Genomic DNA, 19,933 nt, shown 5'->3' with positions numbered 1-19,933 from the left:
GATAGATGTGAGCATAAAGCAGCATTTTGCGAGTCATTTTTTTTTGCATATTAGCGTGGAATTAACCGCAGAGTCGCTCAAAAAAAAGAAGATTCATCGACGTGCCGGAAAAACCCATCAAAACTGTTCACCCGTACCAACCCAGCTTAAATCCCCAACGGCCTACATCATAGATAAATGCTATGCCCCAATAGAATACGAAGTAGGCGCCACCACCAAGCAGAGCCAGGGCTGTAACCATCCGTGGCTGCCACGGTTTTTCCGTTGCCCAGTTTACCATCATGTCACCGGCAAGCCATACAAGCAGGAAGAATAAGCCAAGCAGTACGGCGATCTGCCCCAAGCCATGCATGGTCATTACTGCAGCACCATAGGCAGGGCTATCCGCTGCGGCAGCGTAGGTCATAAATTCACGGAATACCGGAAAGGGTCTTCCCACTGCAAAAAGGCCGACCAAGACACCCATCAGACCGGCTTTAGCAATTGAAGAGCTGAAGAATTCCCGGGTTAACGGGCTTACGTGTTTGGTAAACCATTTGAGATAACCCAGTTCAATCAATCCCCAAAAAATCATAACTGCCCCGATGATGGAAAAAACAGCCTGGGCTTGTGCCAGGCGTACGGCACGCTCATTTATGGCAGCAACTCCGTCCGATCCGAGGAAACCAACAAACACGCCATAAGCAGCGCCGATTGCCAAAACCGGCAGTGTAAATGCTATGATAGCCCGGATGGCTGTTTTTCTTGTTGCTTGTTTATCGGTAGAACAGGCCAGCCCGGGAATCATCGCAAAGGCCACACAATTGCAGGCCGTGAAGGTGGCTGCAAGCCCGGCAATAGCAGCAAATACAAATCCAAAACCACCACCCCGTTCACCATATGTATCGGCAAGAAGTCCGGTATCTCCGATGGTTCGACCGGCAATAAAGTCCCGCCCGAAACCATCCACGAGGTGGAAGTTCCAGAATCCGGCAATGATTATACCAAGTAGCATGATGCCTATACCCCAAAATAGCCGCCTGGCGGTTTTGTAATGTTCGAGAAATGGATCTGAATAGATCGAAGTGTGATTGTCCATAGTTATGGTTTTTTTTGTTTTGATTATGCGATCATGTTACCGGTGAAAGGTGTGCGTGTATTTTACCATCAACGTTCTGGTGTTTAATCTCGGGAGTACTGGCAGTACCCTGTCCCGGTTGGTGTTTATTGCTTCGTTGAATACAATCCAAAAATCATTGCCATCCCGGAAGTTATATCTGAATCGAACATTTGCCGTAACCCCATTGGCAGATGAGTTAAATTGAAAAAATGCATTTGTAGAGAGCCGGGTGTTCAGGGCTGTACGCATCCGAAGCTGGGCAACATGCACAGAAAACCAGTCTTTTTCTGTGCCGGCATCCAGCAGGTTGTAGAGGTAGGAGGCTTCCAGTTCCAGATGGCGAGATACATTCCAGGTGGGTGCAATTCGCGTAGTGATCAGCCGGCCGTTGTAAAATGTGCCCGCATCCACTTCAAACCGTGTTCTGAATAGTCGGGTAGATGGCATCTGGTAGCTAACCATACCCCGGAAAAATTCATAGGTACCTTCTTCGATGGTGGTGCTTCCCAGAAGCCGGAAATTGAATGGCACAGCTTCATAGTACCAGGTTGCAGAGGCGTTAAACGAAGCCCCCAGCCTTGTGGTTGCTGACCATGACGGGCCAAACTCAATGGTTTCCGGGCTGTTGGTGGTAGCATTCCAGTAGGCTTCTCCTTCAACCTGTATTGAATGCCAAAGCAGGGAAGACTGACTGCCAGGCAGCCAGCCATATCGCAAAGCCTGGGCGGCCATGTAGTAGTTGCTTCTGGGAACAAAACCCATTCCGGGATTATACGTTTCGCCGGAGTAGCCGGCCGTGGTTTCGTAGGAAAATCCCCTGCGGGACCTTCGCTCAACATGGATTCGCAATTTTGAAGCATCTGTAAGCGATTGTCTGCCCACTTGTTCATCCATAGTGAATGCCCAAACATAGGATAGGTAATCATCCCCCCGGAAACGGATATTCCCATCTGCACCGAGGCCAAGATTGTAGTATCCTTCAGAATTGATTCGTGAAGTGGCCATTGCACCTGCAAACGAATAAGGATTGAAGAGTTCGCGGCGCAACCTGAGTACACCAAAATTTTCCGTGTCGATGTTTTGATATCGGTCGGTTTGCATGTTGAGAAGGCCGATATCCCAGGACCCAACCCTGCCGGTCAGGCGTCCGCCGCCAAGAATACGAACTTGTTCGCCTGTGCTGCTCAGCCCGATTCTCCGGCTGTGAAACAGGCATCCGTTTTCGCCCGTGTTAAATTCAAAAATACCGGACCGTTCCTGAAAGAACTGGCGCTTTTCCGGGAAAAAAAGATTGAAACGTGTTAGGTTGACCTGTTGATCATCCGCTTCAACCTGGGCGAAGTCGGTGTTTACTGTCAGGTCGAGTGTAAGGTTGTTCGTAATGCCATATTTAATGTCAAAACCGGCTTCCAGTGTAGTATCATCAATTCTTGAAAAGCCGGCTTGATCTTCATTGATGCGGTAATTTTGTTCCAGTCCACCGAGCAGGTAGGGCGTAAAGTGCAACGGACGACTGCTGTAGATTCCCTCAAAAACAATTCGCTGGCCTAACGATGGTTTGAAAAATGGCCTTGAAACATTGGCTGGTACTTCAGGAAAAGTTACCCGCTCGTTCTTTCTTGCAATTCCCCGCTGAAATAAGATTCCCATTTCCACCCGGCCGTTATCATCCTGAAAACCGAGGCTGGAAAAGGGGATGCGGACCTCAGCAAACCAGCCTTCATCATTAAAGTGTGTGGCAACATCCCAGTAGGTCATGAAGTCTGCATTCATGGCTCGCGGGCCTTCACCATCGTTCGAGATGGTTGCATCCCGTTTGGCCCCGGTAGGTGTGATGGTAAAAGCCATGGCCGACTCATTATCATTATACGTATCCAGCAGGATGTGAAAAACATCATCTCCGCTGAGGCGATCACGGGTAAGTGTATTAGCCCGAATGCCAGAGGGGTTGGAGTCATACGCCCGGATAGATGCATAGATATAATAGTCATCGTAACCGATGCGGATTTCAGTTGGCTCGGATGGAGGCAGCCCGGAAACCGGATCATAAGACACCATTGGAACCGGGTCGATGGCATCCCATGCGGGTTCATCCACATGACCATCAATCACTATCGGACTGGTGATTCGGGTCAGATATATTGGGTCATTTATATTCAGAGCAGTTTGTGGAATCAGAAAAATAAACAGCAACCCTGGAATTGCAGAAATCATCTTAAGATTTAAAAATTTCCAGATTCATAACTTTTGCTAACATGTTCGCTTATTTACAATTTTTAAAGAATATAAATGATGCATTGTTAGGTAACAAGTGGGTGATGTCATTTTTATATAAAAATATCGGCTCGTATTGATATTGACATAAAAGGCTAATATCAATAAATAGAATTGATATTATTTATGTTATGGGTGTTGTCTAATCAAGAGAAGAAAAAATGGTGGGGCTTCTGCTCAGAATAATTTTTGAATGACAATTGTCAGGCTTGTTATGACCGTCAATACTTTGTTCGTCCTGATGATCGTTTATTTCCTTATTTTTTTTTCTCGTCCGATTTTTTCAATGCTTCGGCGATGTCAGCCATTTTTTTCTTGGTGTCTTTGTCGCGGGTGAGGGGAGCAACAAGCACATCAAATACCTCGGGTGGGAGTTTTGTATACTGGGCGGCTACCTGTTCGGCGGCTACATCAAAATGCCATTCAACACGCTTGGCGAATATATCTTCCAGGTTTTTTATAGTTTCTTCACCTTTTTCTGTGCTGGGGCTGATGGTGCGCAGTGCCTGAATTATTTCCTGCTGCCCCAGTAAAAGAGCTTCCATCAACGCTTTATTGGTGATGATGGTGTTCAGCAACACTTTGAGAATTTGCTGATTTTGAAGAATTTTTTGGATCGGGTGATCAGGCGAGTCGAGTTCTCTTTTCTCAACGCGTTCCGGGAGATCATAAACCCCGCGGTGAACCCTGACAAGTATGTCCATATTTACCATTTCGGAGAGGGCGCTCCTGGCATTGCCATAATCGAGTCCTGTTCGCTTTACAATCTCACGGATTTGAAGGGCTTCGCCTGCTTCATCAAGTACGTCAATAATTTTCGCCCGACGGGGAGATATGGAATTAAGATCAGTACTCATAAAACTGGAAATAAAATTTATGGGTTGCTGTATAATGTAAACAAAGCCTTGAAGAAATGTTAGTAGGCATGAAATTAGAAGCACAAAACGGGAATCGGATTATCAACTATTTCTGCCGGACATTAGACATTTCAAGTGATCTTATAAAGTTCACTGAGATAGTGAGATTTTCGTGAAAGAGATCAGGCAGTTATTCTAAATCAAATCTTTTCTGAGAACCATTTCGATGTATTTTCAGTTTTTTCCGGTGCGTAAAACAGGGTAGGTTTGTGATGTGGTTGATTCAACAGGAGACCTATGGTGCTGGCATCATAATGTATAGGAGTGTTATTACCATATCAATTTGATTACCAAAGCAACGTTTAAGCAGATGCTGGATGATAAAACCAAATTATATCCCAGTTGGGATTATGGTTATGCGATTTAGCTGATCAGTCTCACATATGCTGACGGTACATAGCCATAAAAAGAAAAAGCCCGTACTGCTGAGCAGCACGGGCTTTTAAAATCACATTAAAAATGTGTGGCCTATTCGTAAATCAGGCTTACTACGTCCGTTGCACTGAGACCTTTTGGTGTCTCTTCAACGTTAAATTCAACAGCTTCACCGTCTTCCAGGCCTTCCTGAAATCCAAGATTCTCGATGTTGTTTCTGTGTACAAAAATGTCTTTTCCGCCTTCATCTGGTTGAATAAATCCAAAACCTTTTTCTGCGTCGAACCATTTTACTTTACCTTGTTGCTTACTCATAATATTGTATATAGTATTTATACACCTAAGTGTTCATCTAATGAAAAGAAGGGCGTTACCATGTCGTTTCCAAAAAAATTACCGTACCGTAGGTGGGATTAAAATTAACATTATTATGATATGGGTTTTTCAGCGTAATACCTAATGAAACAATAAAATTTTTCAGAAACTGCTGCAGACTCACACCATGTGTTCCACTTACTTGTCGTTACGTAAAAAAGGGCGCCAGATCATACTAACGCCCTTTTCCCATCCCGATAGCTGTAAATATAATTGGTTAGTGAAAGGCACCTTTTCTAAAGCTCGTGCAATTTCCTTCTTCTTTGCCGTTCTTTTTGCACTCCTCCTCACTTTCGAAACCTTGCTTTGAAAAGGCTTCAATATCGCCGTTTTTCTTTGTTCTTCTCCAGCGCCATTCACCTTTCACATCTTTGTATAGTTCACACTTGGGCATAAATGATACTCCTGTAAAATTTCGGGTTCAGTACAGATGGCCATCGGCAGGCCACTTATTTATATATCCGATTTGTGATTTCAAGCATTTGCATAAAATCAATTATCCCTTATAAATACAAAATGATCGGGGTAATTATCAACCTAACATTAAGTTGCTTTCCATAAATGTAGTCTCTGAAGCGTATTCTTCGATTCTTACCGGAATAATTTCGGTATCAACACCCGGTTCTCTTAAAATTTCGGATGGGACCCCCGTGTTACTCCCGTTGTTTTTGTATACTTCGGGCATTGATACAAGTGACTTACCATAAAAAAAGGTAGTTTGATAGAGTAACCTGCTATGTTTTGTTTTTGTATGTAGATGTATCACAATAGCAGGATTTTCTATCTGAAGAGAATCTTTCGGGTTTTTTCTTGATAGTTCATTATCGTCAGGAAACGAATATGAATTTTTGTTCAGTCATTATTTCATCTTAAAACTTAAACACACAGCAAACCAAACTTCTGTATGGATACGAAAAACACGCAAAAACTGGCCATACTCATAGACGCGGATAATGCCCAGCCATCCATCACCGAGAAACTTCTTGCTGAAATTGCCAAATATGGCACTGCAAATGTAAAACGAATTTATGGTGACTGGACCCTTCCGCAACTTCGCGGATGGAAAGACATTTTATTGCAGCATTCGATCCAGCCGATTCAGCAGTTTGGCTATACCAAGGGGAAAAATGCGACAGACAGCGCACTCATCATCGACGCAATGGATCTGCTTTACACTGGTGAATTCGATGGATTTTGCCTGGTAAGCAGCGACAGTGACTTTACCAAACTGGCAGCAAGAATTCGCGAATCGGGCCTGACTGTCTACGGTTTTGGCGAGAAGAAAACACCCGATCCGTTTGTTGCGGCGTGCGATAAATTCATCTACACGGAGGTGCTTAAGGATGATCCTGATGAAAAAACCCATAAGAAGCGACAACCGATCAACGAACTCAAGCAGGACACCAAACTCGTAAACCTGGTTCGAAATGCTATCGAGGCAGCATCGGATGAGAGCGGCTGGGCGCATCTTGCCCCTGTCGGGAGCTACATTGCAAAACAGTCGCCTGGATTTGATCCGAGAAATTACGGCTTCCAAAAACTGGGAGAGCTTGTGAAAGCGATGAAGCTTTTTGATATCGAAGAGCGATCGGTTGGCGAGGGCCAGTCAAAAGCGATCTATATTAAAGATAAACGATTGTAGCCCGACGCCTTTTCAACGATAATGTGCAGAGCAGTCAATTGAAGAATCTTTTAGTTGCGATCTTCCATCACCCGGGAGTAGGCTGATTTCACCTTTCGCCCGGCAAGGGCTTCACTGACGTTAAACAGGTGATCACCGATTTTCTCCATCCGGTTCAGGTAGTCAAGGTAAATGAATCCTGCTTTGTTGGAGTATGCGTTTTCCTCGAGACGTTTATAATGTTGATCCATGAGCTTATCCCGCATATCATTGATCTCTTTCTCAATTATAATCGCTTTATCGAGATCAAACTCCCCGTTTGTTTTGTCCAGGTTGTGACGAACGTGACGAATTGCATTGTGAAGAAGGTCGAGCATCTGCCCGATCTCTTTGGCTGCATCTTTCGGCAGTTTTATATCCTCATTCTGCATCTGCTCAAACGTTTTCGACATCTGGAAGTAGATATCCCCTACCCGTTCAAGGTCGTTGATCATACTGTGCATGGCCCGGATTTGCCGTGTCGCTCTGTCTGATAAATTAAAGCTGGAAATTTTCGTCAGATATTCAGCAATTTCCAATTCTATATTGTCAGTAATCTGCTCCCGTTTTTTAATTTTCTTCAGGAATTTCTCATGCTTCTTCTGTTTTTTATAAAAGAGTCCCTGGAAGCTGAAATGCATCTTATCTATCAGTTTCGCAAATAGTTCAATCTCTTTTCGTGCCTGCTCGATCGACATTTCCGGAGATGACATCATACCGGATGAAATGTACTGAAGCCGGAATTTGTCATCCGAAGTTTTTGACTCCTTCTGAACTTTTTCTACAAGCGAAATAATGCGCGGTACGAATGCAAAAAGTATAAGAACGTTAAGCACATTAAATGTGGTATGAAATAGCGACAGAGCCAGCGTTGCGTTTGCGCGTCCAATTTCATCCGCCGCCTCAAAAACGGAACCGGCTTCCGGTGCAAAGAAGCTCATAATGTTATCAATGCCCACAAGAAACGGCTGCAGGACAATAAGCATCCATATCACACCGAATAGATTGAAAATTAAATGGAAACGGGCAGCGCGTTTTGCGTGAACATTACCGATGATAGCCGCTATATTCGCCGTAACCGTCGTGCCAATATTTTCACCCAGGATCATAGCTGCAGCAATCGGGAAATCGATCCACCCCTGGAAAAGCATTACCAGTGTAATTGCCGTTGCTGCTGAGGAAGATTGCGTAAGCAGTGTAAGGACTGTTCCTGCCAGGACAAAAATCAGAATCGAAAGAAACCCGAATTCCGTAAACCCGTCGAGGAACATAAACATTTCGGGATTATCATCAATGTTTGGAACAGCATTCTTGATAAATTCCAATCCAATAAACAGAATACCGAACCCGATCATCGCTTCTGCAAGATTCCGGAATTTTTCCCGACCAAAAAACATGAAGGGGAAAAAGATTCCAATCATGGCAATCGCAATGGGCGTTATTTGCATCTTAAACCCAAAAATCGAGACCATCCACGCAGTGACGGTGGTACCGATATTGGCCCCCATAATCACGCCTGTGGATTCGATAAAGGTAATCAGTCCGGCATTTACGAAACTAACCACCATCACAGTTGTAGTGGTAGATGATTGAGTTACTGTAGTTGCCCCAAAGCCCGTAATAATGCCCCGAAGCCTGGTGGTGGTCATCCCTTTAAGGATTGCGCGGAGCTTCCCACCTGCGACCTTTTGCAGGCCGTCGCTGAAAATTTTCATCCCATAAATAAATATCCCGAGCGAGCCAACCAGCTGTAGAAAATCAAAAAACGTGTAATTCATGCAGCCACTTTACAGTATGTTAATATGTAGTTAACATTTTTAAAATGCATTTAAGCGCACAATATACTATTTCTTCACGTATTAGAGAATTGGAATGGATTAATTACTGCTAAAAAGCTATCGAAATAGGCTTTTTTAAGTAGATAAGAGTACGGATGCTCAGAACATATCTATGAATAGAAAATCCGGAAAACAGACGAAACCGTTTTCAAAGATCGTCCGCGCGCTCTCCGGTTGCAAGATAAATGATCCGTTCGCAAATATTGGTTACCCGATCTCCCATTCTTTCAATATTATGGGCTATCCAGACAAGATAGGTGCATCGTGTGATCGTTGAAGGGTTTTCAATCATAAACGATATGAGTTCTCTGTTTACCTGTTTATACAGATCATCAATAGCATCATCCTGTATATGAATCGCACGAGCTGCTCTCTCATCTTTATCTATGTAAGCCTCCATTGAGCTTTCAATCATTTCAACAGCAATATCTCTCATTCTTGGAATGTCGATCAAAGGCTTAATGTGAGGTTCATCACCCATAACAATGGTAAGCTTTGCGATACCGGCCGCATAATCGCCGATTCGTTCCAGTTCTGTAATGATATATAATAGTGCGATCAGCTCGCGCAAGTCAGACGCAACAGGCTGCTGCGTGGCAATCAAATTGATGCAGTCTTCCTCAATCTCCCATCGAATACTATTTATTTGTTTATCGCCTTTCTTGATCCGTTTGGCTTTTTCAACATCTTTATCCAATAAAGAATCGACGGATTCATTCACAGCCTCCAGAACCAATTCTGACATACGATTCAGTTTGCTATGAAGTTTTAAAAGGTTTTCCTGTATTGCAGTCGTCATTTTATTCTTTGTTTAATGTTAATTACTCTCTTCAAAAAATTCATTAACCAAACTTTCCGGTAATATAATCTTCAGTCTGTTTTTTTTCAGGGCTTGTAAAAATTGTTTTCGTGTTGCCTACTTCAATAAGATTTCCTTCATAAAAGAAAGCCGTTTTATCGGAAACCCGGGCAGCTTGCTGCATATTATGTGTAATAATGATGATGGTCACATCTTTTTTCAGGCTTTGAATCAGCTCTTCAATTCTCAGGGTTGCCTGTGGATCTAACGAACTTGTTGGCTCATCCATCAAAAGCACCTCTGGTTCCACGGCAAGTGCCCGTGCGATTGAAAGGCGTTGCTGCTGTCCACCTGACAGGCTAACTGCCGCTGTGTTGAGGCGGTCTTTTACTTCTTCGAAAAGCGCGGCCTGCCTTAGAGCTTTTTCACAGACTTCCTCAAGATGGGCCTTGTTTTTTATTCCCACAAGTTTGAGCCCGGCAACTACATTGTCATAAATCGACATCGTAGGAAACGGGGTAGGTTTCTGAAAAACCATCCCGATTTTGCGCCGTACCGTTACCGGGTTTACATCCTCATCATAGATATTTTTGCCCTCAAAAAGCACTTCCCCCTCCACTTTTGCTTCGCGGGTAAGATCGTGCATTCTGTTCAACGCTCTCAAATATGTAGTTTTTCCGCAACCTGAAGGCCCGATCAATGCTGTCACTGAATGGTTCGCAGCTGCAAGTGAAATCCCTTCAACCCCGAAGACATCGCCATATTTTACGGTTAAATTTTTCGTCTCTAACTTTGAACTCATATCTGATTCATCACCTTTTGTATAGTTTTATAATCCAATTCTTTATTCCCTAAGAACATGACATTCATTGATTAAGCCTGTTTTCTGAATTTATCACGAGCCAGCAGCCGCGCAATGATAAATGTGAAAATAACCAGCATAAACAAAACAATAGCTGCAGCCCAACCCATGCTGTGCCATTGCTCGTATGGACTGATTGCCAGGCTGTAAAGTCGTTGTGGAAGTGTATCCGTTGGGCTGAATATAAATCCCAGCCAGCTGTTAGGTAGGTAATTGTCACCGAAAGATGTAAACAGAAGCGGAGCCGCTTCTCCTGCCGCCCGAGCAAATGCAAGCAGTACACCGGTTATCAAACCCGCTTTTGCCGTAGGCATCACGGTGGAGAGCACAACCCGCCAGCGTGGTATTCCCAAAGCTAGTCCAGCTTCGCGTATTGTCCATGGTATGGCTTGAAGTGCGCTTTCTGTAGTTCGCGCAATTATGGGAAGCATCACCACTGCGAGAGCCACACTACCCGCTATACCGGAAAATGTCCCCATCGGTTTAACGATAAGGACGAATATAAACAGCCCTTTCAAAATAGCCGGCATACCATTCAGCGTGTCGTTCATTATTCGAAGAGATGGATTTAACAAATGCTCGGGATATTCACTCAGCATCATCCCAGCCCCGATACCTACCGGAACGGCAATGAACAGAGCCATCGAATCAACAACAATTGTACCAATAATAGTGTGCACCAGCCCGGTTGGACGACCCTGGATCGCTCTTGATGGGGAGCCCAGCTCTTCTGTAAAAAAATCGTAGCTGAGTGCGCTGAATCCTTCCACAAAAACGTGGACGATTATTATTACCAGTGGCAAAAGTACAACTATGGTTGAGAGGCTGAGAAGCCCCACCATGATGCGGTCATGAATCTTCCTGCGTTTCAGGCTTTTCATATAACCTGTCCCCCATCAATTGAAAGCCTGCGTTGAATGTAGGCCGCTGTCAGATTAACGATGAGGGCAATCAGGAAGAGTACAAATCCGATTGCCATCAGGCTTGAAAGGTGAAGGCTTTCCACCGCTTCTCTAAACTCGTTTACAATTACCGACGGCATGGTTGCGCCGGCACCGAATACCGAAAATGGAAGGGTATTTTTATTTCCGATTAACATCGCCACCGCCATTGTTTCACCGATTGCCCGGCCTAAGGAGAGAATTGCACCAGCCATGATTCCGCCACGTGCGTAGGGAATAACTGCCATTCTGATCACCTCCCATCTTGTGGAACCCAGCGCCCAGGAAGCCTCTCTTTGATCTTTAGGCACTGCCTTGATGGCATCCTTTGCCAAAGCGGTTGTGTAGGGCAAAATCATCAACGAAAGCACAATCGTTGCGGTTGCCATCCCATAACCCATTGGGTTTCCAAGGATATGCAGCATGTCCGGGTAGTTGGTTTCCGTCCAGAAGTAAATCGGTTCGTAAATAGTATCCCTGAGCCAGGGGGCGAGTATAAATATTCCCCAGATTCCTATCACCACACTCGGGATTGCTGCAATCAGCTTGATCAGGTTATCAATAATTTCGGCGAGCCATCCGGCCGCATATTCAGCTGAGAAGATGGCAACCGCTATTGCCGGAAAAAACGAGATTGCCAGTGCTAAAACGCTGGTGACCAGTGTTCCAAACATAAACGGCCAGGCGCCAAACAGGAGCTGGACGGCGGGGTCCCACGTGGTGCCCTGAATAAATCCGAACAGACCGAATTCACCCAGAGCATCGCTACCCTCAAGGTACAGAACAAGAGCCATACCAAGTGTAATCAGTATGATTGTTATACCCAAGCCAACCACTACAGTAGTAAATACTCTGTCACCCAGCCACTTGTAGAGAGCGTCAACGTACGTTTCTCTGAAACTTCTCTTTTTACTTAACTGCGAATTTTCAGGATCCATTAGCGGCTAATTTCTTCAAATACATATTTTCAACTATTTATCAGATTATCAATGGAGGTCATGCAATTGACCTGACTCTAATCTATCATCCCCTGGTCTCGCAAAATCTCTGCACCGATTTCATCACCGTCCCATTTTATTTGCCGGATCATCGCAATATTTTTTTCATGGGCTGTATCCGGAATTTTTGCAAAACCGAGTGACTCTGAAATCTCCTGACCATCGGTAATGCTCCAGATGATAAAATTCAGCAGCTCTTCCGCCTCATTTCGATTGCTGATTGCGTTGTTTTGATCCATATTTTCATACACCAGCATCCAGGCGAACCCGGCAATAGGATATCCATTTTCAGCCGGTGTATTTGTAAACAGAATCCGGGTATCATCGGGGAGTTCGATATTAGCCGCCTCAGTTGTGGCTTCAAAGCTCGGCTCAATTACATTGCCGGAACTATTCATTAAATAACCGTATGACATGTCGTTTAGAATGGCGTAAGACAAGCTGTTGTATCCTATTGCGCCGGGAGTGTTCAATACGGCTCCCGCTACGCCTTCGTTTCCATTACCGCCAATCCCCGTCGGCCAGTTCACGCTGGTTGCAAACCCAACCCTCTCTCTCCATCTGTCGGAAACACGGCTGAGGTAACTTGTCCATACGTTAGTTGTGCCGGAGCCATCGGAGCGATGAACCACTGTGATGCTGCGATTTGGAAGATCAACATCCGGATTTAGTTCAGCAATTTCGGGAGCATTCCACCGCGTGATTTCACCCAGGAATATCCCAACCAGCACATCACCGTTAAATACCAATCCCTTTTCAATACCGGGAAGATTGTATGTCGGCACAACATCTGCCAGCGTTATGGGCAGATTAAATGCACGCCCGCCTGTTTGACTTTCGATACCTGCCATAACATCCTCTGACAAAAATGCTTCGCTCATCCCGAACATTACAGTCTGTTCCATAAACTGCCGAATTCCGCCACCCGAACCGATGGACTGATAGTTCACAGTTACCCGCCTGTTGGTAATATCTCTGTAGTCATCTGCCATGGCGGTAATCAATGGTGCGGGGAATGTGGCCCCCGCTCCCAAAATGTTAACGCGATCCGCTGATGGAGTATGGTCACCGTTCCCTCCGCAGGAAAGCATAAGAAACGCGCCAATGAGGAGTAATAAAAAAAATCGTGAACTATTCATGTTTGGTATGTTAATTTGAGCGAAACTCTGTGATTTTGATTCATTATGTAATGAATCTAAGTCCACCAAGCTAAACAGGTTGTGTTACCAAACTATTAACAAACTGTTATCTAACTATTTCTTGAAAGTTGTATTGGGCTGAGACACGTTAATCGACATATTCAATTTTTCAGTACAAATTGCACGACGTGCTCGTAAGGTTCTTTATTAGCTATGAACTTCCCCGATGCAGAATCACCGGGGTATCAACTTAGAGTCCATAACTTTTGGTCAACTCTGAGTTTTTATGGCTCTATTCTATTGTGAGTGGATAGAGCGTAATTATGAGATTACAACAATTACCATAGCCTCATACTTTTAGGTGTTCCCGAAATAATCGGGCAGGCGGCAAGTAGCTATGCCAAGGCCATCCCTACTGGAAGATGTGAACAACCTAACGTGTTTCGCTCAATGCTCACACAGCCTCCCCTCTCCGGAAAAATACACCCCGAGTCAAAGCTCGGGACAGGCCGGGACCAGGTAAGCACTGGCAGGAGAGTTCTTAAACGGTCCGCAACTCTGCAAGACAATTCTTCATATGCGCCCAATCGATATTTGGAGGGCGATATAAAAAAGTACTCAGGTCAAAATCTGTATGAGAGAGTCGTTCGAAAGATAAGATCAGAATTGGGTGTGGTACCATCCGGTGCCTCACCATAAAAAATAGTTTCGATGTTGGGTATTACATGCACATTGCGAACCGGCTCAAAATCTACACCAAATAACAGAAATGTTGATTCTGCCTGGTCACTAAAAGGAATGTAATCAATGGTGGGGCCTCTTGGGTTTGCCGTAAACATACGATCAGCCCGAAGGAGTGCCGTCCATTTGTCAGCCAGTTTAAGGTTAGCAAAGATAGAAGCAACATCAATGGTTTCGGTATTGTTACTGATCCCCACTAAATCCACCGTAATATTCTGGGCAACGTACATGGCACCTGCATTAAGATTATCAGATACATATCCCAGAAATCCGTGAACTGCACTGCGGGTAGTTGTTTCACTTGTACGGTTGTATTCACCATACACTTCCACAACCAGGTTATCGCTAAGCCACCAGCCTAACGAGAGCATATATTTTTTCCATTTGTTTGTTTCGGAACCTGTTCCGCTGCCGTTTCCAATCATGGCATGATATTTCAGGTTACCTCTATCGCCAAACTCTCCTTTCAGGGCAAGTCCAAAATCTCTTGAACTTCCTAATTTGTGCAAATCAGAGGGGCTTTTTTCCACAGATCTGTATCCCCATACACTTTCGACCAGTGCCCAGGTTGGTGTCGACGACAGGCCGGCAATCAGAGAGTGATTCTGATTTATTGCCCAGTCCAGGTACAGGTCTTTTACATATGGCTCCAGCTTCTGATTTGTTGAAAAATCACCCGGACTATTCATTTCAAGGCGAAACCGAGCGGAAACATGTTGCGAAAAGTTGTTATCATAGGTGAGATAGACACGCCGGGCCCAAAATCCATTCTCACCCTCCAGATCTTCGTTATGATTGTTGACAATCCAATAAAAATCACTGTAGAGCAGGCCGCTCAAACTCCCTTTATCTGAAATTTGACGGGCATCAGCTGTAGCTGCTATCGTACCGCTTATGAATAGCACCAACAGTAACTTGTGTAAAACAGAGTGGACTTCATAAAGTTCACTGGCTTTATAAGAGGAGGATATAACTTTTACAGGAAAGAGATTCATAGTCTATAACTTGGCTGCTCGAGTATATGTTTAATGATTATTGAGAACTGAATCCAGTATGACGGTGAAACAGGAAATTTCTCTGGGTCTGCTCCATATAGCAATGCGTAATACAAACCTGCTTAGAATCAGATGCCGTTTTGCTGATCTTTTAAATTGCGTTAAATATATGTTAAGAAATCACCGTTAATATTATCTAAATGTTAACAACTGAATTCGCATCCCAGGGATCATACCCGAAACAGATAGAAAACGCGTTCTTAGAAATTGGCTCACCACCGCTCCGGATCCATCTTGAAAAAATCACTCAGCATGCGGTATAGACGGGAATACTTTATCGACAGATCTCGCGGTGCTTCAAGGAAAGCCTCCATAATTACGGCAAAGCATTCCGATGGATTTGTTGCCCCGTAAATATCAAGGAGATCATCTTCACGGCCAAATCGTTCAAGATCCACCAGTTTCCTGTACGTTTTTGCTAACTCTTCGGTCCACTCGTCTCCACCCTTCAGCACCTCTCCTTCAAGTGTTATGCCCCCTGAAAGACCGTACTGCAGATCCAGCTGATGGGAAAATTCGTGCACGACCAGGTTTTGGTTGTTTCCATCAGACATTGTGGTTCGTTCGATATCGGCCCACGAGAGCACAACGTTGCCGCTGTCCCACGATTCTCCCTGCCGCCGTTCATTTCCCTCGGTAATCACACCGCCGGGGTTATGTTCATAAACCGGAGCTACGTAATCATCCGGGTAGACCAGGATCGACTGCAGGCCGGGGTAGAAATCCGACGACTCCTCCAGAATCAGCACACAGGCGTATGCCGAAATAACCACCTTCATTTCGGTTGTGAGCTTCAATCCTCCGCACTCTTCGAAGATTTTTTCATCCATAAAAATCTTCATTCTCTCTTTGAGCAGCTCTTTTCTGCGGCTGTTCAGACGGCTCCAGACACGCACTCTGCTGTAAAGAATTCTCTCATACTCATCGGGAAAATCCTTACGGCCGGCAAGGTAGCGTTTAAACGTTCGGATAAAGGGCATGCGGTTTTTGCAGAATTTATGAATTTATAATCACAATTAGTGTCTTGTTAACGCTCATATTTTGTATTAAGGAAATATCCTCATCCGCTGACTTCACGTCATCGGATGAGTCGACAGGGCTAAATCTTATTCTATCAGATTATATAATGATTAATGCAAAGGTCGGGCAATTCACCGGATGAAGCGAATTCATCCGGTGAAGACCCTCATCCAACATGGCTGTCACTGCATCTGAGACTCTTCAATAAATTGAACAGAAACTTAATGCAAAAATCTCCGTAACTTTTAAACATGAACAAAATTCTGAACATATCTGTGCTTTTTTGCCTTCTCGGGCTGAGCGGATCTTTTCTTTATGGAACAGATTTACATAGTTCAGAAACAGAAGAATCGAGATACACTTACTCTGATTCCTCCCTAACGGGTGATCAGGATTCTGCAATTTCCCGCACTAAATATCCGGCGTTGTTCATCGCCGAAACTCTATCTGAGGTTCGATCTGAAATCGATCCCAGGTCATCCATTTCTGCTGATTGGGCATCCAATAAAAACAAGTATTCTGCTCAATTTCAATATTTGATCCGGGCTTCGCTTTTCGAAAGCAGTCAGTCCGTCCGCAACCTCATCTTTCCCTTCCATTCTCATCTGTAGATCCTTCTCACGGGTTATGAACACCCGAACAGACACAATTTAAAACGCAGATTTCCCCTCCCGGTTGATACGATAAACGGCCATCGTGAAATCTGTTTACCTATGACTTTAAATTTATATAGAGATGGACATCGATTTAACATCAATTCTGATTGGTATCACTGCACTTTCTACATTTTTCATACCCATTGGGATGCACCAATTTTCGCAGTGGCGAAAGCAGAGCAAAACACGCAATGTATTCGAAAACGCAGCACGAAATTACGGCCTGAAGTTTGATACATCGGAAATTTTAAGAGATGGAACCGCAATCGGAATAGACATTCCCAACCGCATGTTCTTACACCTTAAAAGTGGAAATGATACCCTCATTGGGCTGGATGATATTCAAAGCTGCTCTTTTTATAAGCATCAACAAAAGAAGCGGGCTGATGACGGCTCAGAGTCTCAGATTCTGATCATTGGAATCCAGATCGTGTTGAAAAAAAGCCAAACCCGAAAACTAAACCTTCCTATTTTTGAAGGAAAAGAGGGATTTACGTTTGGTGATGAAGAGCGTGTTACCGAACGATGGATTAAAAACATACGGTCCAATTTGACCGCTGAAGAAGTAGTGGTTGAAGTGTAAATGAACCCGTAATAGATCCGGTTCAAAGAAAAATTGAACCGGAGCTTATTTCAAACCTCACACCCGGTTCATCACATACGCCATCTCCGTGGCAATCTGTCGGCAACGCTCATCATAAATCTCTTTCTCCTTACCTGTACCATCCGATTCCTTTGGATCTCTGTAGGGCACCGATATCCGTTTTTCTGCGCCGGGAATAAACGGACAGTTTTGATCCGCATCAGAACAGGTCATCACTGCAGCAAACTCTTTTTGGGGGTTGAACGGATCATCGTAGGTTTTGGAAAAACACTCCAATGGTTCAGCATCCTCCGAAAAATAGACACGATAATGTGGATTCTTTCCGTCATTATTTTTTACCGTAAATCCGGCCCGCTCCACTGCAGCAACCGCCCGTGGATTGAACGCCGTGGTTTCTGTTCCTCCGGAAAAGGTTTCCACCCGTTTTAAACCGTAATGGTGCGCCATCGAAGCGGCCCAGATCTGACCCATCGTGCTGCGGCGACTGTTGTGTGTGCAAATGAACGTCAGTTTTGCAGGTTCGTCCTTCCTAACTTTTTCTCGGACATAACCGGAAATCTCGTCCAGCACTTTTTTTCTCTCTTCAGCGATTTGAGAGATTTCGGTTTCGATTTCCTGGATAAAGATTTGAAGTTCCCGGTTCATAAATTTTAATAGCTTCTGTTTGATCGTTTGGTTTTAGAACTAAATTTAGAATTCCAATTTTTAAACTGCTGGCTGTGAAATTTCCGGATCACGGACCAGGGATTCCAATACCCGCTCTTCTACAATCCACGGGATGCTGTAAAGCCGGCTGGCATGTTCCTCTTCAATTTTTTTCAGCAGCGGGACCTCTTCAGCTGCACGCTGTTTCAGAAGTGGATCCGTTACATTTGCGGCCGACATACTCTGGTTGGCGATCCATGCATACGGTTCAATTCCCGATCGGCGCAGATCATCCTGCAGTTTCGCCGCCTCACTGATGGGCGTAGTTTCCGGCAGTGCCACAATAAGCAGCTTGGAATACTCCGGATCCTGCAAGTACATGTAGGGTGTTTTCAGTTTGCCTGCTGCCATATTACTGTTCCGCAATACCTCTTTATGATAGCTTCCCGTGGTATCAAGCAGCATCAATGTGTGACCGGTTGGCGCCGTATCCATCACCACAAATTTTCGTTTGGCTTGATGGATTGCTTTTGAAAAGGCGTGGAAAACCGCAACTTCTTCCGTACAGGGTGACTCCAGGTCTTCCCGCAGGAGTTTCAGTTCTTCATCTGTTTTGCCTTTTCCTTTCTGCTTTAAAACTTTTTCGATGTATGACAATTTCTCGGCGTCCGGATCGATGCGGTCGAGGTCCAGATTTTCAGGCAGTTCCATTTCACCAATGTGATCCTGAAGATGGGCCGCCGGATCGGTTGTGGTAAGATGTACGGGGTACCCTTTTTGAGCCAGTTTCAGCGCCACGGCAGCAGCCACGGTCGTTTTTCCTACACCGCCTTTACCCATCGTCATCACCAGGCCGTGATCGTTTTCAGCAATCAGATCCTCTACAAGCTGATCCAGATCGGGCAGGTTGCTCTCCCGTTCTTCCGTTAAAACAGACTGGCTATTCTCTTTGATTTCTGTTCTGTCCAGAGGTTCAAAAACTTTTCTCAGCCGGTCCAGGCCCAGCAGATTATACGGACGCAGCGGAAATACCAGCTGATCCATCTGCTTGAGTCGGTCCGGCATATTTTCCAGTGTCCGGTCCGCCATCTCTTTCATTTTTTGGGCAAACGGGTCAGACTCATCCACCGGCTCAAAATAACCGTTGATCAGCAGAATCTGATGAGCAAGCCCCATCTCTTCCAGTTCTGATCCGGACCGGTTCGCTTCTCTTAACGCTGATTCATCAGGCCGCGTTACAAGATAAATTGTTGTGGCATCCTTATCCTTCAAACGTTCCACCACTTTTTGATACCGTTCCTGGCTCGTTTTCAGCGCAGATGACGGTCCAATACAGGATGCTCCATCGGGATTTGTTTCTATAAAATCACTCCAGGCGGCAGGCAGTTCGAGCAGACGAAGTGTGTGACCGGTGGGAGCTGTATCAAAAATAATGATGTCATACGGCTCTTCCTCCTCATTCCCAGCTACGTAGCGGGCAAATTCATCAAACGCGGCGATCTCTGTGGTACAGGCACCAGAGAGCTCCTCCCTGATCTTTTCAATCTCGTGTTCCGGCAGAATATCCTCCATGGGAGAAATTACCCGGTTGCGATACTCCTCAGCAGAAAGCTCCGGATCAATATTTACAGCGTGCAGGTTTGGCACACCGTTTACTTCCGTAATCTTTTCGGTGATATTGCTCTCCAGAACTTCTTTCAGATTGGATGCGGGATCCGTACTTATGAGCAGTACAGATTTCCCTTCATCGACCAGCTTAACCGCCGTTGCACTGGCAAGGGATGTTTTGCCCACTCCGCCTTTGCCGGTGAAAAAGATATAGGGTGTGATTTCGGGTAATTTCATGAGATTGAATATTCGTTCGACAATTTCAGACCTCCAGGATTCAGATCTCCAAGGTTTTGAAAACCTTGGAGGTCTTGCCAGAAGAGAGAT

The 19,933-nt window shown here is 44.8% G+C and carries 18 protein-coding genes; 3 read left to right on the top strand and 15 right to left on the bottom strand.

Annotated features, from left to right (window positions below; all coding sequences use genetic code 11):
* Positions 1-127: 127 nt before the first annotated feature.
* The 5 genes from DYD21_RS18395 to DYD21_RS21260 form a co-directional block, all read right to left on the bottom strand.
* Positions 128-1,078: a sulfite exporter TauE/SafE family protein gene (locus DYD21_RS18395; RefSeq protein WP_116038473.1), complete on the bottom strand. Its 951-nt coding sequence runs from the start codon at positions 1,076-1,078 to the stop codon at positions 128-130.
* A gap of 36 nt (positions 1,079-1,114) precedes the next feature.
* Positions 1,115-3,313, bottom strand: coding sequence for a carbohydrate binding family 9 domain-containing protein (locus DYD21_RS18390; RefSeq protein WP_116038472.1), 2,199 nt, complete (start codon positions 3,311-3,313; stop codon positions 1,115-1,117).
* 317 nt (positions 3,314-3,630) lie between these two features.
* Entirely contained in the window at positions 3,631-4,230 is a 600-nt protein-coding gene (locus tag DYD21_RS18385) for a hypothetical protein (RefSeq protein WP_116038471.1), read from the bottom strand.
* Between the two features lie 528 nt (positions 4,231-4,758).
* Positions 4,759-4,980 (bottom strand): cold-shock protein, encoded by a 222-nt coding sequence (locus DYD21_RS18380; protein ID WP_116038470.1) that lies wholly within the window; start codon positions 4,978-4,980, stop codon positions 4,759-4,761.
* Between the two features lie 277 nt (positions 4,981-5,257).
* Complete coding sequence (locus DYD21_RS21260) at positions 5,258-5,434, bottom strand: hypothetical protein (RefSeq protein WP_199535606.1); 177 nt, start codon at positions 5,432-5,434, stop codon at positions 5,258-5,260.
* 510 nt (positions 5,435-5,944) lie between these two features.
* On the opposite strand from DYD21_RS21260, the gene DYD21_RS18375 reads away from it, so the two are divergent.
* Positions 5,945-6,682, top strand: coding sequence for an NYN domain-containing protein (locus tag DYD21_RS18375; RefSeq protein WP_116038469.1), 738 nt, complete (start codon positions 5,945-5,947; stop codon positions 6,680-6,682).
* A 50-nt stretch (positions 6,683-6,732) separates the two neighbouring features.
* Here the strand turns inward: DYD21_RS18375 and DYD21_RS18370 are convergent, their stop codons facing one another.
* The 8 genes from DYD21_RS18370 to DYD21_RS18335 all read right to left on the bottom strand — a co-directional run bounded on the left by DYD21_RS18370 (position 6,733) and on the right by DYD21_RS18335 (position 16,053).
* Complete coding sequence (locus DYD21_RS18370) at positions 6,733-8,478, bottom strand: Na/Pi cotransporter family protein (RefSeq protein WP_116038468.1); 1,746 nt, start codon at positions 8,476-8,478, stop codon at positions 6,733-6,735.
* Positions 8,479-8,686: 208 nt separating this feature from the next.
* On the bottom strand, positions 8,687-9,337 hold the full coding sequence (phoU, locus tag DYD21_RS18365) for a phosphate signaling complex protein PhoU (RefSeq protein ID WP_116038467.1): 651 nt from the start codon (positions 9,335-9,337) through the stop codon (positions 8,687-8,689).
* Between the two features lie 43 nt (positions 9,338-9,380).
* Positions 9,381-10,139, bottom strand: coding sequence for a phosphate ABC transporter ATP-binding protein PstB (pstB, locus tag DYD21_RS18360; RefSeq protein WP_116038466.1), 759 nt, complete (start codon positions 10,137-10,139; stop codon positions 9,381-9,383).
* Positions 10,140-10,210: 71 nt separating this feature from the next.
* Positions 10,211-11,080 (bottom strand): phosphate ABC transporter permease PstA, encoded by an 870-nt coding sequence (pstA, locus tag DYD21_RS18355; protein ID WP_116038465.1) that lies wholly within the window; start codon positions 11,078-11,080, stop codon positions 10,211-10,213.
* The gene (pstC, locus tag DYD21_RS18350; protein WP_116038464.1) at positions 11,077-12,078 is read right to left on the bottom strand and encodes a phosphate ABC transporter permease subunit PstC; all 1,002 of its coding nucleotides are present in this window, start codon (positions 12,076-12,078) and stop codon (positions 11,077-11,079) included. The genes pstA and pstC overlap by 4 nt, the downstream gene beginning before the upstream one ends.
* Before the next feature lie 77 nt (positions 12,079-12,155).
* Positions 12,156-13,277, bottom strand: coding sequence for a phosphate ABC transporter substrate-binding protein PstS (gene pstS, locus DYD21_RS18345; protein WP_199535605.1), 1,122 nt, complete (start codon positions 13,275-13,277; stop codon positions 12,156-12,158).
* Between the two features lie 623 nt (positions 13,278-13,900).
* A complete protein-coding gene (locus tag DYD21_RS18340; protein WP_116038463.1) occupies positions 13,901-15,013 on the bottom strand; it encodes a hypothetical protein in 1,113 nt (370 codons plus the stop codon).
* Between the two features lie 272 nt (positions 15,014-15,285).
* Positions 15,286-16,053 carry a M90 family metallopeptidase gene (locus DYD21_RS18335; RefSeq protein WP_116038462.1) on the bottom strand — a complete coding sequence of 256 codons (768 nt, stop codon included), beginning with the start codon at positions 16,051-16,053 and terminating at the stop codon, positions 15,286-15,288.
* A 291-nt stretch (positions 16,054-16,344) separates the two neighbouring features.
* Here DYD21_RS18335 and DYD21_RS18330 point away from each other — a divergent pair, with 291 nt between their 5' ends.
* Both DYD21_RS18330 and DYD21_RS18325 read left to right on the top strand, forming a co-directional pair.
* Positions 16,345-16,704 (top strand): hypothetical protein, encoded by a 360-nt coding sequence (locus tag DYD21_RS18330; protein ID WP_116038461.1) that lies wholly within the window; start codon positions 16,345-16,347, stop codon positions 16,702-16,704.
* Positions 16,705-16,828: 124 nt separating this feature from the next.
* A complete protein-coding gene (locus DYD21_RS18325; protein ID WP_116038460.1) occupies positions 16,829-17,332 on the top strand; it encodes a hypothetical protein in 504 nt (167 codons plus the stop codon).
* A 57-nt stretch (positions 17,333-17,389) separates the two neighbouring features.
* On the opposite strand, the gene DYD21_RS18320 is transcribed toward DYD21_RS18325, so the two are convergent.
* Positions 17,390-17,998, bottom strand: a complete 609-nt coding sequence (locus tag DYD21_RS18320; protein ID WP_116038459.1) for a protein-tyrosine-phosphatase — start codon at positions 17,996-17,998, stop codon at positions 17,390-17,392.
* A 60-nt stretch (positions 17,999-18,058) separates the two neighbouring features.
* Entirely contained in the window at positions 18,059-19,843 is a 1,785-nt protein-coding gene (gene arsA / locus DYD21_RS18315) for an arsenical pump-driving ATPase (protein ID WP_116038458.1), read from the bottom strand.
* Positions 19,844-19,933 lie beyond the last annotated feature (90 nt).

The sequence above is a fragment of the Rhodohalobacter sp. SW132 genome, from assembly GCF_003390325.1.
In the GTDB taxonomy this organism is placed as follows: Bacteria; Bacteroidota; Rhodothermia; order Balneolales; family Balneolaceae; genus SW132.
This window is presented reverse-complemented; position numbering and strand designations above follow the sequence as displayed.

Coding starts and splice junctions, on each gene's coding strand:
- pstC (WP_116038464.1), bottom strand. CDS start 12,078: ATGGATCCTGAAAATTCGCAGTTAAGTAAAAAGAGAAGTTTCAGAGAA.
- pstA (WP_116038465.1), bottom strand. CDS start 11,080: ATGAAAAGCCTGAAACGCAGGAAGATTCATGACCGCATCATGGTGGGG.
- DYD21_RS18325 (WP_116038460.1), top strand. CDS start 16,829: ATGGACATCGATTTAACATCAATTCTGATTGGTATCACTGCACTTTCT.
- arsA (WP_116038458.1), bottom strand. CDS start 19,843: ATGAAATTACCCGAAATCACACCCTATATCTTTTTCACCGGCAAAGGC.
- DYD21_RS18380 (WP_116038470.1), bottom strand. CDS start 4,980: ATGAGTAAGCAACAAGGTAAAGTAAAATGGTTCGACGCAGAAAAAGGT.
- DYD21_RS18390 (WP_116038472.1), bottom strand. CDS start 3,313: ATGATTTCTGCAATTCCAGGGTTGCTGTTTATTTTTCTGATTCCACAA.
- phoU (WP_116038467.1), bottom strand. CDS start 9,337: ATGACGACTGCAATACAGGAAAACCTTTTAAAACTTCATAGCAAACTG.
- DYD21_RS18320 (WP_116038459.1), bottom strand. CDS start 17,998: ATGAACCGGGAACTTCAAATCTTTATCCAGGAAATCGAAACCGAAATC.
- DYD21_RS18370 (WP_116038468.1), bottom strand. CDS start 8,478: ATGAATTACACGTTTTTTGATTTTCTACAGCTGGTTGGCTCGCTCGGG.
- DYD21_RS18330 (WP_116038461.1), top strand. CDS start 16,345: ATGAACAAAATTCTGAACATATCTGTGCTTTTTTGCCTTCTCGGGCTG.
- DYD21_RS18340 (WP_116038463.1), bottom strand. CDS start 15,013: ATGAATCTCTTTCCTGTAAAAGTTATATCCTCCTCTTATAAAGCCAGT.
- DYD21_RS18395 (WP_116038473.1), bottom strand. CDS start 1,078: ATGGACAATCACACTTCGATCTATTCAGATCCATTTCTCGAACATTAC.
- DYD21_RS18385 (WP_116038471.1), bottom strand. CDS start 4,230: ATGAGTACTGATCTTAATTCCATATCTCCCCGTCGGGCGAAAATTATT.
- DYD21_RS21260 (WP_199535606.1), bottom strand. CDS start 5,434: ATGCCCAAGTGTGAACTATACAAAGATGTGAAAGGTGAATGGCGCTGG.
- DYD21_RS18375 (WP_116038469.1), top strand. CDS start 5,945: ATGGATACGAAAAACACGCAAAAACTGGCCATACTCATAGACGCGGAT.
- pstS (WP_199535605.1), bottom strand. CDS start 13,277: ATGAATAGTTCACGATTTTTTTTATTACTCCTCATTGGCGCGTTTCTT.
- DYD21_RS18335 (WP_116038462.1), bottom strand. CDS start 16,053: ATGCCCTTTATCCGAACGTTTAAACGCTACCTTGCCGGCCGTAAGGAT.
- pstB (WP_116038466.1), bottom strand. CDS start 10,139: ATGAGTTCAAAGTTAGAGACGAAAAATTTAACCGTAAAATATGGCGAT.